Origin of the sequence: Paenarthrobacter sp. CM16, from assembly GCF_013179505.1 — a bacterium.
Taxonomy (GTDB): domain Bacteria; phylum Actinomycetota; class Actinomycetes; order Actinomycetales; family Micrococcaceae; genus Arthrobacter.
In genome coordinates this window covers 1-539 of the sequence record NZ_JABMCX010000610.1, presented here as the reverse complement: position 1 = coordinate 539, position 539 = coordinate 1, and the positions used below count along the sequence as shown (strand labels likewise).

General features: G+C 67.5%; 1 protein-coding gene. It reads right to left on the bottom strand.

Annotated features, from left to right (window positions below):
• Positions 1-539 (bottom strand): acetylxylan esterase (locus tag HP499_RS24800; RefSeq protein ID WP_172326647.1); only part of this gene is annotated, 539 nt, incomplete at both ends.

The following is a 539-nucleotide window of genomic DNA, read 5'->3' as shown; positions in this document are numbered from 1 at the left end:
AGTGCAGGCACGGTGGCAGCACGGCCCAGGTGCACGCCGTCGAAGTAGTTGAACACCGCCAGCATCGGCTCATATTTGTCGCGGTGACGCCCCAGGAACCCGGCAATTTCCGGGTACGGGCCGCGCGGGGTGATGTCGATCGCGCGAGGGAAGTCCTGCAGGAAGGGGACGTCAGGGAGCGCGGCGATGACGCCGTCGAGCCTTCCTGCCGTGAGCCCCGCGGCCGCAACGGTAATGCCGCCGCCTTGGCTGACGCCGGACAGGACTACCTTGGAAGGGTCGACGGCGGGATGGCTCTGTGCCGCTTCCACGGCCCGGAACGCGTCCACGTAGACCCGGCGGAAATAGTAGTTATCCTGGTGATCGGCTCCGCGGGTCATGAGCCCTGCGTAGTTGTTCCCGCCGGCCGAAGGGTGCGGGTCCGGGGTGTCACCCGAAACACCGCCGTAGCCTTGGCCCCGAGTGTCCATGATGAAGTGCGCGTAGCCGGCCTGGGCCCAGCGGGTGTTCTGGTTGACCAGCCCGCGGCCGCCCGAATA